The organism is Acidipila rosea (assembly GCF_004339725.1).
Classification (GTDB): Bacteria; Acidobacteriota; Terriglobia; order Terriglobales; family Acidobacteriaceae; genus Acidipila; species Acidipila rosea.
Genome location: NZ_SMGK01000005.1, coordinates 325146 through 339716, shown reverse-complemented (window position 1 = coordinate 339716; position 14571 = coordinate 325146). Strand labels below are relative to the sequence as shown.

The window sequence follows — 14571 nt, the reverse complement described above, 5'->3', positions numbered from 1 at the left end:
GTCCAATCGTTCCCACATTCACGTGCGGCTTCGACCGGTCAAATTTCTCCTTCGCCATTTCCCTGTTCCTCTCTCCCTACTGCTTCATTCCCCGTACAGGCAACTGCAACCCTGAGCCAAACCGCCTCAGTAGTACGCGTAGACCTTCAAAAACTTCGCCCGAACCCTGGGCGCAACCTTTTCAACCATGCTCAGGTACTGCTCGCGAATCTGCCCGCGGTCGGCATCGCCCAGAGCGCCGTAGAGTGCAGGCGTCTTCTCTCCAAGCAGCCCGCTTGCCAGAATCGCTTCAAACTGCCTGATGCGCAACTTGCCCCGCTCCACCCGGCGCAACAGATCTTCCACATTGCCCGGCGCAAACCGGGACTCAATCGCCGCATGAACCTCGGCAAAGGTCTTCGCATCCTGAATCGGAAGCACTGCCTGCTCGAACATGCCCATCCTCAACAAACGTCTGCCGCAGCGGCAAACAAATGCCGTGCGGCTGCCCCTCAAATAAATTAAATGGAGCGGGAGACGGGAATCGAACCCGCGACCAACAGCTTGGAAGGCTGTGACTCTACCACTGAGTTACTCCCGCAACTGCCCGCCCGACTGAATTCTGGAGCTGATGACCGGGATTGAACCGGTGACCTCTCCCTTACCAAGGGAGTGCTCTACCAACTGAGCTACATCAGCCCTGCTACAACCTTATTTCACCTGACCCTCTTCATCGTACCGCGAAGGAGGACCAGTCAAAAGCACCCGCACAGCGAACCCGCCCAACAGCACCATCACCAGCCATCGTACGCGGCCCGGATCAACGGTGAACCATGCCATGCAGGCCAGCCCTGCCAGGAGAGCCAGCGCGATCCCCTTGCGCTTCATCCCTGCTGGCCGCATTGCACGTTCCCTCTGCAAAACTGGTGCACAGGGGAGGATTCGAACCTCCGTAGCTCCAAGGAGCGGCAGATTTACAGTCTGCTGCCATTAACCGCTCGGCCACCTGTGCACATCTTAAAACTCTTCCACCCGCCAGCGCACCACGTCCCCTTGCCGGAATCCATCACGTTCTCCGACTCGGATGAAACGCATGCCTGACACGGGTTACACGCTGGACGGCGGACCAACTCTAGTCCGGCGCTGGATTTCCTTCTTTTGGAGCTGGCGAAGGGATTTGAACCCCCGACCGTCTGATTACAAATCAGATGCTCTACCAGCTGAGCTACGCCAGCCCGAACACTTCCGGGAGCTCTCGCCCGGCCTGCAGGCCGAAAGAAAAACACCCATACAAATCGAAAGGTTAGCACATGCGGAGCAGGGGTGCAATCGGCCCATCCCAGCCACGCGTGCGGCCTTCAAAACTGCGGCCTCGGCGGTGCACCATGCCGGAAACTTTCACCCCTCGTAAACGAAAGAATTATCTCCATACCGCCCTATTGTTTCACTCCCTGGGGCTTCGGCCCAGCCGGCGCCGTCGCTGCTTGCGGTGCGGTCGCTGCTTGCGGCGCCGTCACCGCGGGCGGAGCCGTCGCACCGGAGGCAGCACCGGAGGCAGATGGAACAGCGGCAGCCGGCGCAGCCACGGCAGAAGGCTGAGCTGAGCTGGCTGCCGCTGCCTGCTTCGCTGCTTCCTTGGCCGCGGCACGGCCCTTGGGAGCGGGAATAATCTCCGGCGGCATATTGATGATGTTCACAATCGAGGGATTGTCGCGCAGCTTGAGATAGAGCTGCCCCGCAACCGGACGCGGCACCTCAAAGGTGGTTCCGGCAAAGCCATCAGGCACAGACACGCTGGAGGTAAATGCTGCATCGGCGGCAATCGAGTCCACCAGAAAGAGGTTCTCGCCTCCCAGCGTACAGAGCTTCTCACGGGAGGCTGGGCAGCGCAGCGTCTCCAACTGGGGCAGACGGACCAGCGACGCGAGCGGCTGCCAGTCGCCTTTCCCTCCAGCTGCGTCGACCGGCCGAAAGCTGATCTTGCCGAAGGCTGCCATGCCAAAGGCCTTGGAGGGGTCGAGGGTTGCGAGCGCGGTCGAGCTGTCCTGCAGCACGAGCGCGCCATCGGCCAGCCCCAGCAGCACGGAGAAGTTGCCGTCCTCAGCGCCGACCTCAATCTGTTCACCGCGCGAGAAGGTCGCCGGGCGAAGGGCCTTCAGCGAGAAGACGAGCCGGCTCGCAGGTGGCACCTCGTCCGGGCTGGTCAGCTGGATCTTCGCACCGGTAGCCAGCTCCGGCGGCAACTGCACGCTCTTGGTGATCAGAGAAACCCGCGGACGGGCGATCCGTACTGTGGCAGGCACGTCTACTGTGCGGCCATCCTTGAGGACTACGCTGGCAGTGACGCTTGTATCCGGAGAAAGGCCGGACGACGAGGCGCCGGCTGCAAGCTGCATCTGCAGGCGGTCCCCATCCCCGGCCCGCTGCAGTTTGCCAGGCGTGAACTTCACCCCGCTCAGCTCGAGCGTGGCCACTTCATCAAGCCGCGCACCCTCCAGGACGCCAGCGGGATCTCCGGAGTGGATGGTGAAGCCGGTAAGGTGAGAGGCCTGAGCAAAGCTCGATAGCGTGATCTTCTCCGGCTTGATCAAGCCAGATTGCGTGATGGCCAGCGTGATCTTGCCCGGCTGCGCATCCTGGAGCGGGACCTTGACCTCAATGGCATCCGGCCGAGTGAGTTTCCAGTCCGCCGTGACCGTCCCGACCGCGTCCTCGATCGCTACGCTGGAAACGCAGGCAGCACCATCGCCGGTGAGATGCAGCGAGTCTTCGCGCCCTATCACCAGCGCATTCCGGTCAGCCGAGGCGACTTCCCAGCTCACCGGATGCGCGTTTTGCAGGTGAAAAGATGGCCCCTCGTAAGGCGAAAAGCCCCACATGCCACGCAGAATTCCTGTACTGTCCGAAGGCAGCAAGGCTGGATCGAGGCCGGTGGTATCTACGACCAGGCCGCCCAGGCTTGCATCCGCCTTTACGGGCAGTTCGATATTCTTGCCTGCCGTGGATTTGAGACTGAGCTTCAGCTCGTGTGCATATTCTGTCGCAAAGATTACAGGCGCACCCTCAACGGGAAGCAAAAGCTTCGAGGCCTCAAGGCAATACACCTTTTTCGGTTCAACAGGGCGAAGCGGCGGAGGCGGCTCCTGCCCAATCGCCGGCAGAGACACGACCAGCACTGATTTGGGATTGTGAAACGAAGGCGGCGTATTCAGCTTCAGGTTCAGCGAGTCCAGGGATTCGACCGTCTCCATGTGCATGCTGGTCAACGCCGGGATGTATTGATATTCGGCGGTATGGAGGTTATCCAGCAGCCGGGCCAGGTCCATCACTGCTCCGACATAAGACGCATAGAAGCCATAGCTCGCCTGCGGGGAGTAGCTGGCCTGCATGGCCAGGTCGCTCGCCGGGCCGGAGGTCAGGGCAGCTACCCGCGTCATCCCGTGTCCATCGTCAAGGACGAGGTTGTTCTGGTTGCGCATCAGGCAGGCTCCCTGCAGTTCCACCGCCCGCTCGAAGCAGTCAGGATCCACCTTGACGGTCAGACTGCGAGCCAGCATGGATGAAACATCCTTGAGCTGTTCCGGAGCCTTCCTGTCAGTCAATTTCACGGCATTCAGGTAGGTATCGAGCCGGGCACGATCGAGACTCGCCTGGTTCAGATCCTGCGAGGCACGGACAAAAGCTCCGGGCCGACCGCGCACGGCGCTCCGGAGCGTGCTGAAGTCGCCCCCCGTAACTGGCGCAAAAAAGACGAGCGCCTGCTGTGCATCCTTGGGAACGACGATATACGTCCCCTCCTGCTGCACCTTTTTCGACCACGTCTCCGTCTTGGTGAACCAGTCGTCGGGCGGGGGATTGGTTGAGCCGCGCAGAAAAACCGTCACCATCAGGTAGCGCACGGACTGGGACTTATCGAGCACTGGATGTAGCCAGAGACGGTCTCCGGCCTGCAGGTTGGGCACCTGTCCGATAGGCAGCGTTTTGCCGGCTCGCTGCACCCGCACCTCAATCTGCGGCCCGGCGAGATCAAACGGAGCTGGATCGGCGAATGCCGGCAGCACCACAGCAGAAAGAAGCAATGCAGAAATCAAACCAAGACTGCGGCAATGAAAACGCAACCAGAACGCCATAGAATCTATATTAGGGTGGCAAATGAGCCCACGCACGCCTTTAGACGCTTGAAGTTGCGGAATGCTCCCAGCCCGATAATGGCATCATCTCTCTTGGACGGATTTTGGATAATTATTTCAATTACTTCACTGAAATTGAGGAGCACTTTCAACGACGGCGCGGCTCTCTGCTGCTCTTGTCGACCCTGGACTGGGCCCTGATTGAAACATGGCGCGAAGCCGGGATACCGCTTGAGGCTGTCCTGCGCGGAATCGATGCAGCCTTTGACAAGCATGACGCCCGAAAGGCCGGCACCCGCACCCGCCGCGTGAACGGACTGGCCTGGTGCGCGCAGGCCGTGATGCAGGCCGTCGAAGAGCTGCAGGAGGCAGCTGTGGGAATAGCAACCGAGCGAGCCGCCGGCGATGCTCCTCCCGGATTTGAGGCGGAGCGGATCGCCGCCCACCTGGAAATCTGCGCCCGTGAGATCAGTATCGCCGCGCTGCCCGGCATCGCCGGCGAAACGGCGGCGACCGTGGCGCAAAGGCTCACCGAGCTGGCCGCCTCCGCACGTGCCGCCAGTCCAAACCTTGAGGAGCTCGACCGGACACTGACCGTTCTCGAGGAGAAGCTCCTTACGACTTTGCTCGCCACCGCAGCAGAGGCGGAGATGGTCGAGTTGAAGGAAATCGCTGCCCGCGAGCTCGCACCCTATCGCAGCCGCATGCAGGCCGCACAGATTCGCCAGGTAGAGCAGCAGTTCCTGCACAAGCGGATGATGGAAAAGCGCGGCCTGCCGCGCCTGAGCCTTTTCTATATGAGCCAGTCATGAAGCTGCGCATCGAAAAAGCCATCTACGGCGGGGCTGGCCTTGCGCGGGCAACCGAGGGCCCACTCGCAGGCAAAACCATCTTCGTTCCGCTCGCCCTGCCGGGGGAGCTGGTGGAAGCGCAGATTGTGGACGACCGCCGCAGCTTTGCCAACGCACGGCTGGAGACGGTGATCGAAGCGTCACCCGCCCGGATCAAGGCTGCATGCCCCTACTTTGGCGCATGCGGTGGCTGCGACTATCAGCAGGCAAGTTACGAACAGCAGCTGGCGATGAAGCGCGACATCCTGCGCGAATCCCTGGAGCGGGCGCACCTTTCCCTGTTGCCGGAGATGCAGACGCTCAGTGGGCCCGCATGGGGCTATCGCAACCGCATTCGGCTCCATGTGCAGCGCAAACCCTTTTCTCTGGGCTATAAAAAGCGCGCCTCAAACGAAAGTCTCGCCGTTGGCGAGTGCCCTATCGCGGCGCCTTCCCTCGTAAACGCGCTGCAGGTGCTGAACCAGGAGGGAGCACGGCTTGGGCTCGGCGAGTGGTGCGACGAGGTCGAACTCTTTACCAGCCACGACGAAAGCGAGCTCCGCCTCTCCTTCTGGGAGCGCTCTGGCGCCAGAATTTCTGCAGGCGCATTCCGCACGATGGGCGACGCGCTAAGGCAGCATATCGCTCCGCTGAGTGGCGCGACGCTTTTTGAAGCAGCCGGGGCAAAGCAGCACAGCAGCCCCCTCGAATGGGGCGAACAGGCCCTGCGCTATCGCGTCGACCGGCAGGAATACCGGGTGAGCCGCGGCTCCTTTTTTCAAGGCAATCGCTTCCTCGTCGGCCCCCTGCTGCAGACCGTAGCGCGAGGTCGCCGGGGCGTCGTTGCGTGGGATCTCTATGCTGGAGTCGGCCTCTTTGCACGAGCACTGGCCGAAAGCTTCGACAAAGTGATTGCCGTCGAGGACGCGCCCTCCTCTTCGCACGACCTGGTTCACAATCTGCAGGAAACCTCGGCTCGTGCGGTGAAGTCATCGACGCTCGACTTTCTGCGCCGGCAGCAATCCGCCCCGGATCTCGTGGTTGTCGATCCACCGCGTACCGGCCTCGGTACTGAGGTAACGGAGCTGCTCGGTAGGCTGGCTGCAGCGCAGATTGTCTACGTTTCCTGTGACCCTGCGACCCTCTCGCGCGACCTCCGCTCGCTGCTACAATCTGGCTACCAACTCCAAAGTCTCACCATGGTCGATCTGTTTCCCCAGACCTACCACATGGAAACTGTCGCGGTGCTCACCCGTTAGCAGACACCGCGCGAGGTGGTGCTCGATGTGCTTGAAGACGGCTGCATTCTCGCGCGCCCCGATGCTGGCCGCGGCCTGCTGCTTTGCCATGGGGATCGCGCTGGCGCGGCAGCACTGGGTTACCCCTGCCGCGCTTCTTCTGGCATTGGCCGCCATGGCAGCCTTGACGCTGTGGGCTCGCCGCTATGCTCTGCGCGTCGCGCTGCTGCCGCTCGGATGCCTCTTCCTGCTGCTAGGCGCCCTCTGCTGCGAAGTTGCGCCGCAGCCCGATCCGCAGCAGGCACTCGCCCTGCTTGCCAACCATGCGCCGCGCACCCTTGAGGCAGAGATCGTAAGACTGGGCCCGCTCAAGCACACCCAGAGCGCCGCTCCGTTCACAGGCAAGCTCCGCGACGAGCACACCCAGCAGATCGACCTGAGGGTGCTGGCAGTGGGCGACAACCCCACCCACATGAAGCCGGTGACCGGCGGTCTGCGGCTTCATCTCTATGCGCCGGCTTCTGCGATGTTCCCGCATCTGGCCTGCGGCGCCTTGCTCCAGGTGACGACCGCGATGCATGAAGAGGAGCGCTACCTCGACCCCGGCGTATGGGACTCCGGCGCATGGTTGCGCGCGCAGGGCATTGGCGCGCTTGCCAGCTCCCCTGCATCTGCTGTGGTCGTCAAAAGCGCCGGACACACCAGCGAAGGCTGCTGGCTACGCTCGATGCAGCAGTCGGCCAGCGACCGGCTCATCTCCTATGCCGACCAACCGCACAGGCTCCCGAAGCTGCTGAGGCTCGATCACGACGACGCATCCATGCTGACGGCGATGCTCACCGGCGACCGCTCCTGGCTTGAGCGGCGCGTGCGCACCGGCTTCGAACGCACCGGCTCCTTTCATCTGCTGGTGGTCTCGGGTATGCACCTCGCCATCTTCGCCGGCTTTGTCTTTCTGATCGCAGGATGGCTGCGGATGCCGCGCACGCTGGCAACTGTCGTGACCATTGCGCTTTCGTTCGGCTACGCGCTCTTCACCGGCTTCGGCCAGCCGGTCGAGCGGTCGTTCTGGATGGTCACACTCTACCTGCTCGGACGGCTCCTCTGGCGGGAACGCCAGGCGATGAACGCGGTCGGCTTCGCGGCCCTCTTTCTGCTGGCCGCAAGTCCGGATGCGCTCTTTCAGACCAGCTTCCAGATGACGCTGCTCTCCGTCATCGCCATCGCAGGTATCGCAACTCCGATGGCAGAACGAACCTTCGCACCCTATCTCCGCGCCATGCGCAGCCTGTGGCAGCGCGAGATCGATCCGTCGCTGCCGCCAAAAGTGGCGCAGTTCCGCGTGATGCTACGGATGATTGCCGACCACCTGACACCATTCATCGGCAGATGGCTCGCACGTTCTGTTTTGCCTTTCGCCATACGCATGGCGCTTCGCATCCTCGAACTGCTGCTCGTCTCCGTCACCATCGAACTGGTCATGTCGTTGCCCATGGCGCTCTCCTTCCATCGCATCACGGCGCTTGCTTTGCCGGTCAACTTCCTCATCGTGCCATTCGTTGCCGTGCTGCTGCCTGCGGCGATCCTCACCTTCGCCGTACTGCTGCTCGCGCATCAGGCCGCATTTGTGCCCGCGGCCTTCACAGCCCTGGTGCTGCATGGCGTCCTCTGGATCGTGCAGGGCTTCGCGCACCTGCGCGCAGGCGATGTGCGCGTGCCCGATCCGCGCCCGATACAGATTGCGGCATGGATGCTCCTGCTGGTCGCCTCCATCTGGGCGGCGCGACGGCAGCGCTTTGCCGTTCCACTCGCCGCATGCGCCCTGCTTGCAGCAGCAGGCTGCGTGCTGTGGCCCATGCGGATGCTTCACCGCCGTGATGCGCTCTCCATCACGGCCATCGATGTCGGCCAGGGCGACTCGCTTCTCGTCATCACGCCCGATGGAAAGACGCTGCTCATCGATGCAGGCGGGATTGTAGGCGCATCACCGGAATCGAAATTCGACATCGGCGAGGACGTTGTCTCGCCGTTGCTTTGGTCCCTCGGCATTCGCCGTCTGGATGCAGTCGCCATTACGCACGCCCATGAAGACCATATCGGCGGCATGGCCTCTGTGCTTGCCAACTTTCGTCCGCGTGAGCTCTGGACCGGCAGCAACCCCAACAGCCCCGCCTACGATGCGCTCATCGCTGAAGCTGCGCAGGAGGGGGCCGGCATGCACCACTACCGTGCAGGCGACCGCTTTCGCTTCGGGATGGCAGACGTCGCAGTCCTCTCACCCGCCGTGGGATATAAACCCGGCGCGACCGCGCAGAATGACGACTCCCTGGTGCTGCGTCTGAGCTATGGCCACACCTCGGCGCTGCTTGAGGGGGATGCAGAGATGCAAAGCGAGCGTGCCATGGTCGCTCTCGGCGGCCTCCGCTCCGACCTGCTCAAGGTGGGCCACCACGGCAGCAAGACCTCCACAAACGCCTGGTTTCTGAGCGCTGTCTCGCCGTCCTATGCGGTCATCTCCGTCGGGCAGCATAACTTTTATGGTCATCCCAAGCGCGCCGTACTCCAGGAGCTGGAATCGACCCACGTGAAGACCTTCCGTACCGATACCGTGGGCGCCACCACCTTTTACCTTGACGGAGCGCACGTTACAGCCGCGCCATAAGGGCGCATCCTTTTTTCTGTTTCCGTGCGTCATAAAAGTTATAAGCTCTGACATCATAAAGCTCGCACCGGAGGAAGGATCGATGGATCAAGGCGAAGCTGAGCGCAGCGGAGATACCCCGCAGCGGGTTCCCCAGACAGCGGAGGAGCTGCAAGAAGAGGCGCGCAAGATCCGCCGCTTGCAGATGATGATGAACATGGTGATGTCGGTGATCGGCCAGGATGAATCGCTCACCGTCGATGAGGCTGCGGAGCTGGTTGCAGAAAGCCGCCGCGCAGCGCTCAACATGTTCCCGGATAAGGAACTGGCCTACAACATAATCTACAAGCCGCGCCTGCAGCGGCTTATGCGCGAGCGCTTTCGCATCCAATAGCCTACTTCTGCTCGGCAGATGTCAGGCGAAAGGTAATCGTGCCCCAGAAGAGGCGGGCACGCATCTGCACCGGCATGTGACGCTCGTCGTCCGTGTACCAGATCCAGATATCGCCGCGGTTCTTGACCACACCTGCCGCTGCCGTGGGCTGCACGCGCAGTGTCTGAAAGGTTCCAGCGGGCACGCGAACCTCTTCACGCCCCTCCACTTTCATGGTGACGGCAACGGTACGCATGGCGTCGGAAACCGGCATGGAAAAACTCTGTCCCACGACCAGCGGCTGTGAGGCCGCGTAGAACGTCGCCGAAAGCAGATCGCTGACGCAGCCCGGTATCCCCCACTCCTGATGCCTGCTGATATTCGACACGAGGTTGTGATCTTCAAAGAGCGCCTTGCCATGCGCATAGTCGAACTTCAGACTGGAGTTGACCTGGCGTCGCCCTTCGATAAGCTGCTTGGAAAACCCCGTGGAGCAGCCGGTCGTGCGGTCGAACGACGACTGAAAGCGGTCGCTGACGCGGTAGAGCAGATTCACCGCGCCGATGGAATCCGCGCTGGCGGTGATGCGCTCAAGCTGCCCGTCCTGCTCGACGTGCAGGGTGGTCGTGCCCGCCGGAAAGACGCGCCAGTCCACCGTGTAGTTCAGGGTCTGCCTCTGCGGAAAGCTATAACCACTTCGCGGCGGCGTGAGCTGCGGAAGCTTCTGCGGGGTCTGCGCGGGCACGGCCGCAATGAGTGCGCTGCCCAGGGCTATCGAGAGCCATCTACCATTCAGAATCAACGTCCGCCCACCACCCACGCAAAAGATGTATATCGCAAAAGGAGCTTGGCAACGAGCAACAGGTAAATGACCGACGCGCCTATCAGTGCATTGTACTCGCGATGTTTGCGATAAAGTTCCGGCGCAAAACGTCCGGCGGCGGCTGAGTCTTCACGCGCGGCTCGCAGCCTCGGCAGCAAACGCGGCACGCGCGCGGCATAGGCGTCGAACCCGGCGAAGACAGAACGCAGAAATGCTTCCTCTCCCCGAATCACCGGCACATAGATCACGGTAAACAACAGCGCGAGCGCCAGCGCGATCCACCAGCTGCGGGCGGCAGATGCAAAGCCGAAGGCGATCATCATCGAGCCGAGGTATAGCGGATTTCGCGTGTATGCGTAAGGGCCGGTCGTGGTCAGCTCAGAATTCTTCTTCACATAGCCGGAGGCATAGCCACGCAGCCAGAGGCCGGGGACGACCAGCAATAGGCTGAGCGCCAATGCCGTTCCCGACGGCCGGGCAAACCATAGAAAAAATATCGCGAAGACAAAGCCCATCGGCACGCGGATACGCTTCGCCACCCTTCCCCAGCCGCCGGCCATCAGGCATTCTCCTTCAGCAGTTCGTCCGCAGCGGCCAGCACCGCAGCGGGCGTGATCGTTAATAAGCCAGTCTCCGGCTCCGCGCGGCGTGTATGGTCGCGGCGGCTTTCCGGGTGGCGCAGCACTCGATTCGCGCAGCCAAACGGCCCGTTTCTGGCCGGGTCTGTAGGCCCGAAGATGCCAACGACGGGCTTTCCAACAGCGCATGCTAGGTGCAGCGGGCCTGTATCCCCGGCGATCACCAGCGCCGAGCGGCGGACGAGCGCAATCAATTCATTGAGCGTCGGGGTCAGCGGCAGAGCCGCGCCTCCGCTGCTCGACGCCACCTCCTGAGCCAGCCCTTCTTCGCCCGGCCCGGCATTCGCGACCACCACCATTCCCCTTGCCGCCAACTCCCGCGCCACCTCGGCATATCGCGCCGAGGGCCATCGCTTCGCGCCCCAGCCTGCGCCGGGGTTGAGCACCACCAGGCGGCCCGGAGGAAGACTCCGCTCGCACCATCTCTCTGCTGCCGCGTCATGCGGCAGCCACGGCTGCACCGGTTCCAGCCTCACCCCGGCGGCTGCGCTCGCTACTTCTGCGGCCTGCTCGATCACATGCACTCCGTGGGTCGCAACCCGCTCACCAAAGAGATACTTCGCCGCCCACTCTCGCGGCGCTGCCTCTCCGATCAGGCGCTTCGGGCTGGCTGCCCGCGCGATCAGCGCCGAGCGCACAGCTCCCTGGAGGTCAATGCAGACGTCGTACTCCGCTGCGCGCAGCTCGCGCCGCATCGCGCTGATTTCCGCGAGCGTTGTCCCAGCAAAAGGATTGCGCGCCCAGCGCTTGGCCGGGACAACGTGCAGGCAATCGACCAGCGGCATCTCCGGTCCACGCACCGCATTTTCGTGGGCCGCGAGCAGCGAGCGCCATTGCGGCTCGACCGCCCACCCCAGATACCACTCGGGCTGCGCGCGCCGCAGCGCCGTGATCGCCGGCAGGGCGTGGAGAATGTCGCCCATCGCGCCCAGCCGGACGATGAGCACACGATGCTGCTCTGATCTCTTTGGCAAGTTTCGATTTTCTCACAATGGATTTCAGAGCCGCAGTCGAGCGAGCAACTGGTCCAGAGCTTCCTGTTCGTCTTCGAGAGTCGCAGTCAGCCGCGCGACCCGCAGCGGCATTACCGACTCGAGCTGCTGCCGCTGTGCAGCCGTCAGCCTCACTGCGTCCTTCTCTGTCGTCACGAAAGCCTCAGCGCCCGAGCCGCTCGCGACAGACACAAGTTCGGCCATCTTCTTCGCTGTCCAGGGCTGATGATCCCGATACGCGATGGCCTTCGCAAGCTTCAGTCCGCCTGCTTCAAGCCCCGCAAAAAACTCCTGGGGTCTCGCTATGCCGGCGAAGGCGATCACGCCGCCGCCGATTCCGCGCGGCGCCTCCAGCTCCCGCCTTATGCACCAGACCGGCGCATGGACACTTCGCCAGCGAAGCTGTTCCAGCACCTCATCGTCCTCACTGCGCACCACGACAAACGAGGCGCGCCGCAGCGCATAGACCGGCTCGCGCAGACGGCCTGCAGGCAGCAGCGACGAGCGAAAATCACTGCGATGCAGCAGCACGATGTCCGCATCACGCGCCAGCTTGCGATGCTGAAAACCATCATCGAGCAGGTGAACCCTCGGAGCGCTTGCCCCGGCCTCGGCAAGCAGACCCGTCTCATAACGATCTGTGCCTACAAACACAGGCGTCTCCGCGCGCCGCGCAATCAGCAGCGGCTCGTCGCCGTAGCGCTCCGCATCGCCTGCCGGATCCACGCGCTCGGTCTCTTTGGAGTGGCGGCCATAGCCTCGGGATAGCACATCGACCGCGATGCCGCGGGCCTGCAGCAGCGCTGCCAAAGCAATGACCAGGGGCGTTTTCCCTGCACCGCCGACGGAGAGATTGCCGATGCTCACCACCGGCCATGCCAGCCTTTTCGCCTGGAAGCGGCCAGAGTCGTAGGCCATGTTCTTCAGGTCGACGGCGCCGCCATACAGCGGCACCAGGGGTGCAAAGAGCCTGTTCATCGAGCACTCTCCAGCAACTGCATCACGGCATCGACTGCCCGCGCCGTCGCCCCCGCCTCACGCTCAAAGACGCTGCGGGCTCGCGCACCCATAGCCGTTGCCGCAGAGCTGTCGCTCAGCAGCTGCACAATCGCCCCCTGAAGCTGAGGTCGCTCAACGATGCCAATTGCGTCATGGGTGCGCAGCGTGCCGACAATGCTGCGAAAATTCTCATAGTGCGGCCCCATCAGCACCGGCACGCCAAACTGGGCCGGCTCCAGGGGATTGTGGCCGCCCGCAGGCACCAGGCTTCCGCCTACGAAGGCGACATCGGCGACCGAGTAAAGCGAGGCCAGCTCGCCGATCGAGTCCAGTAGAAAAACCATGCCGGGCAGCAGAGGCGCACGCGCCGCTGTCCACTGAGAGCGGCGGACAACCTTCCTGCCGCTGCGGGTCAACAGGTCTGCAACCGCGTCAAAACGCTCCGGATGGCGCGGAGCGATCACCAGCAGCGCCTCAGGCGGAGCAGCATCGAGCAGCATCTGCTCTTCGCCCTCAAGGGTGCTGCCGCCCACGATAATCTTCATTCCGGGAGAACGCCTGGCGTCGATCGCAGCGGTTAAAGCTGAAACTCCTGCGACGCGAACATCGAACTTCAGGTTTCCGCCCAGAACCACGTTCCCCGCCCCCAACTCGATCAGCCGCTCGCGGTCCGTGCTGCTCTGCGCGAGCACCAGGGAAAGCCGCCCCAGCAGCCGCTTCCACAGCAGCCGCAACGCGCGGTAGCGCGGCCAGGAACGATCCGAAACACGCGCATTGATGACTGCTACAGGAATCCCGCAACGATAGCACTCGGCCAACATACGCGGCCAGAATTCCGACTCGACCAGCACCAGCATCCTCGGCTTAAGCGACCGCAGGTAGGCGCGCACGGCAAAGGCGAAATCCAGCGGAAAATAGAAGACGTTCGCTGCCCCAAAGCGCTCGCGCGCAAGCTGCTGCCCGGTGCGCGTGGTCGTCGAGACAACGATGGATACACCGCGCGCCCGCAGTTCCTCCACGAAGCGGCTCGCCGCCATCACCTCGCCCACCGACACCGCATGCACCCACACCACACCCTTACCCTGCAACCGTGAGGGCACCTGCCCCAGGCGTTCCGCAAGCCCTTCACGATAGCGGCCATCGGCCATCATCCGCCAGATCCACCACGGCGCCGCCGCTACCAGCGCCAGCAGCAATGCAAAGCTGTAAACTACGCTCACTAAGCTCTCTATACTCGGGTCTTAAGCGAAGATGATATCCCTCCGCCAGATTCTGCGTTCCAGTGTACTTGCCCTTGGCGTCCTGCTGCTGCCGGCGCCCATTATCGCCGGCAGCCACAAGCCGCCTGCGCCGAAGGACGCGACCACCTATCCCGCGGTGGATATTCACCCGCAGGAGTTAGTGGCCGTTGCCGCTGAGCCTTTTGAGACGAAGGATAAGACCACCTTCTTCCGCGTGGATTATCTGAAGTACGGCTTCATGCCTATACGCATCATCGTCACCAATAACGGAGAGCGCCCCATCTCGCTCAAGGACGCGCGCATCGACTTCATCAGCGCCAATGGAGACAAGATTCCTGCAGCGGAGCCTGAAGACATCGAGCGCCGAACCACCAACATTGGCAACACCGGCAGGACCATTCCCTTGCCGTTCCCGCTGCCTCCCATCCACGAGAAACCGAAATCGGACGAGAAGAAGATCAATCAGGATTTCGACGAATTTGAGTATGGAGCGCTGGCCGTCGAGCCGCACACCACGCGCGCCGGATTCCTCTTTTACGATGTGAGGGGACTCGGCAGCGACCCGCTCAAGGGCGCGAAGCTTGAACTGCGCGAGTTGCGCAACTCTGACGGCAAGGAGCTCTTCTACTTCGAAATTCCCTTCGACAAATATCTCGGCGCCAGTACCGCCCAATAGCAGATCACCCG

13 protein-coding genes and 4 tRNA genes are annotated in these 14571 nt (G+C 62.6%); 5 read left to right on the top strand and 12 right to left on the bottom strand.

Translation table 11 applies throughout. The features are described 5' to 3' along the window. Positions 1-126: 126 nt before the first annotated feature. From C7378_RS15130 to C7378_RS15105, 7 genes are all read right to left on the bottom strand, one after another. On the bottom strand, positions 127-435 hold the full coding sequence (locus tag C7378_RS15130) for a hypothetical protein (RefSeq protein WP_131998599.1): 309 nt from the start codon (positions 433-435) through the stop codon (positions 127-129). Positions 436-505: 70 nt separating this feature from the next. Then, a tRNA-Gly gene (locus C7378_RS15125) sits at positions 506-580 on the bottom strand. Positions 581-602: 22 nt separating this feature from the next. Next, a tRNA-Thr gene (locus tag C7378_RS15120) sits at positions 603-678 on the bottom strand. Between the two features lie 12 nt (positions 679-690). Continuing rightward, the gene (locus C7378_RS17775; RefSeq protein ID WP_165876832.1) at positions 691-867 is read right to left on the bottom strand and encodes a hypothetical protein; all 177 of its coding nucleotides are present in this window, start codon (positions 865-867) and stop codon (positions 691-693) included. Between the two features lie 36 nt (positions 868-903). Next, positions 904-991 (bottom strand) — tRNA-Tyr (locus C7378_RS15115). Positions 992-1138: 147 nt separating this feature from the next. Beyond that, positions 1139-1214, bottom strand: a tRNA-Thr gene (locus C7378_RS15110). Between the two features lie 201 nt (positions 1215-1415). Further along, positions 1416-4070 carry a hypothetical protein gene (locus tag C7378_RS15105; protein ID WP_131998597.1) on the bottom strand — a complete coding sequence of 885 codons (2655 nt, stop codon included), beginning with the start codon at positions 4068-4070 and terminating at the stop codon, positions 1416-1418. A 143-nt stretch (positions 4071-4213) separates the two neighbouring features. Here C7378_RS15105 and C7378_RS15100 point away from each other — a divergent pair, with 143 nt between their 5' ends. The 4 genes from C7378_RS15100 to C7378_RS15085 all read left to right on the top strand — a co-directional run bounded on the left by C7378_RS15100 (position 4214) and on the right by C7378_RS15085 (position 9212). Next, positions 4214-4921: a hypothetical protein gene (locus tag C7378_RS15100; RefSeq protein WP_131998595.1), complete on the top strand. Its 708-nt coding sequence runs from the start codon at positions 4214-4216 to the stop codon at positions 4919-4921. Next, positions 4918-6198, top strand: coding sequence for a class I SAM-dependent RNA methyltransferase (locus C7378_RS15095; protein WP_131998593.1), 1281 nt, complete (start codon positions 4918-4920; stop codon positions 6196-6198). The genes C7378_RS15100 and C7378_RS15095 overlap by 4 nt, the downstream gene beginning before the upstream one ends. Positions 6199-6229: 31 nt before the next feature. Beyond that, the gene (locus tag C7378_RS15090) at positions 6230-8839 is read left to right on the top strand and encodes a ComEC/Rec2 family competence protein (protein ID WP_165876831.1); all 2610 of its coding nucleotides are present in this window, start codon (positions 6230-6232) and stop codon (positions 8837-8839) included. A gap of 82 nt (positions 8840-8921) precedes the next feature. Continuing rightward, entirely contained in the window at positions 8922-9212 is a 291-nt protein-coding gene (locus C7378_RS15085; RefSeq protein ID WP_131998589.1) for a hypothetical protein, read from the top strand. 1 nt (position 9213) lies between these two features. Here the strand turns inward: C7378_RS15085 and C7378_RS15080 are convergent, their stop codons facing one another. The 5 genes from C7378_RS15080 to C7378_RS15060 are packed head-to-tail and all read right to left on the bottom strand — an operon-like array spanning position 9214 to position 13863. Next, a complete protein-coding gene (locus C7378_RS15080; RefSeq protein ID WP_243648287.1) occupies positions 9214-9993 on the bottom strand; it encodes a DUF3108 domain-containing protein in 780 nt (259 codons plus the stop codon). Continuing rightward, the gene (locus C7378_RS15075; RefSeq protein WP_131998587.1) at positions 9990-10574 is read right to left on the bottom strand and encodes a methyltransferase family protein; all 585 of its coding nucleotides are present in this window, start codon (positions 10572-10574) and stop codon (positions 9990-9992) included. Before C7378_RS15075 ends, C7378_RS15080 begins: the two co-directional genes overlap by 4 nt. Then, positions 10574-11626 carry a glycosyltransferase family 9 protein gene (locus C7378_RS15070; RefSeq protein ID WP_243648286.1) on the bottom strand — a complete coding sequence of 351 codons (1053 nt, stop codon included), beginning with the start codon at positions 11624-11626 and terminating at the stop codon, positions 10574-10576. The genes C7378_RS15075 and C7378_RS15070 overlap by 1 nt, the downstream gene beginning before the upstream one ends. A 24-nt stretch (positions 11627-11650) precedes the next feature. Further along, positions 11651-12622 carry a tetraacyldisaccharide 4'-kinase gene (gene lpxK / locus C7378_RS15065; protein WP_131998585.1) on the bottom strand — a complete coding sequence of 324 codons (972 nt, stop codon included), beginning with the start codon at positions 12620-12622 and terminating at the stop codon, positions 11651-11653. After that, a complete protein-coding gene (locus tag C7378_RS15060; RefSeq protein ID WP_243648285.1) occupies positions 12619-13863 on the bottom strand; it encodes a 3-deoxy-D-manno-octulosonic acid transferase in 1245 nt (414 codons plus the stop codon). The genes lpxK and C7378_RS15060 overlap by 4 nt, the downstream gene beginning before the upstream one ends. 31 nt (positions 13864-13894) lie before the next feature. Between C7378_RS15060 and C7378_RS15055 the strand changes: the two genes are divergently transcribed. After that, on the top strand, positions 13895-14560 hold the full coding sequence (locus C7378_RS15055; protein ID WP_131998583.1) for a hypothetical protein: 666 nt from the start codon (positions 13895-13897) through the stop codon (positions 14558-14560). Positions 14561-14571: the final 11 nt, after the last annotated feature.